The sequence below is a fragment of the Kocuria sp. CPCC 205258 genome, assembly GCF_040981005.1.
Lineage (GTDB): Bacteria > Actinomycetota > Actinomycetes > Actinomycetales > Micrococcaceae > Kocuria > Kocuria rosea.
Window position 1 is genome coordinate 1 of the sequence record NZ_JAVKPS010000048.1, and the last position, 591, is coordinate 591.

The 591-nt window shown below is 68.2% G+C and carries 2 protein-coding genes; one reads left to right on the plus strand and one right to left on the minus strand.

Annotated elements, in window-relative coordinates; all coding sequences use genetic code 11:
* The coding region (locus RF644_RS18755) for a riboflavin kinase (RefSeq protein ID WP_368797663.1) at positions 1-344 on the plus strand (344 nt) is incomplete at its 5' end.
* Positions 345-363: 19 nt separating this feature from the next.
* Here the strand turns inward: RF644_RS18755 and RF644_RS18760 are convergent.
* On the minus strand, positions 364-591 hold a 228-nt coding region (locus tag RF644_RS18760; RefSeq protein ID WP_368797664.1), incomplete at its 5' end, for an aldo/keto reductase.

Sequence of the window (591 nt, forward strand, 5' to 3'; positions counted from 1 at the left end):
CGGCCAACCTGGCACCCGAGGCCACGGGGTTCATCCCGGCGGACGGGGTCTACGCGGGCTGGCTCGTGGACCAGGACGGCACCCGCTGGCCCACGGCGATCTCCGTGGGGTCGAATCCCACGTTCGACGGTGTGAACCGCCAGGTCGAGGCCCACGTGATCGACCGCCCGGACGAGGCCGTGGAGGACTTCGACCTCTACGGGCAGACCGTGGTGGTCGAATTCGTGGAACGCCTGCGCGGGATGGTGGCCTACCGGGGGATCGACGCGCTCGTGTCCCAGATGCGCGACGACGTGAATCGGTCCCGCGACATCCTGCGGGAACAGGCGCGCGGGACCGACTGAGCTCACCCGGTGGGGCTGATCACATCTCCTCGTGCACGGAGGGGTCGAACCCCGAACCGCTGATGCCGGTGTGCAGCATGCGCACCCGTTCCATCTGCTCGTCCGTGAGTTCCCACTCGAACACGTCGATGTTCTCCGCCATGCGCTCGGTGTTCGAGGACTTGGGGATTGCCACGATGCTCGACTGCACGTGCCAGCGCAGCGCCACCTGGGCCGGGGTGCGTCCCACCTTGCGTGCGATCTCCAC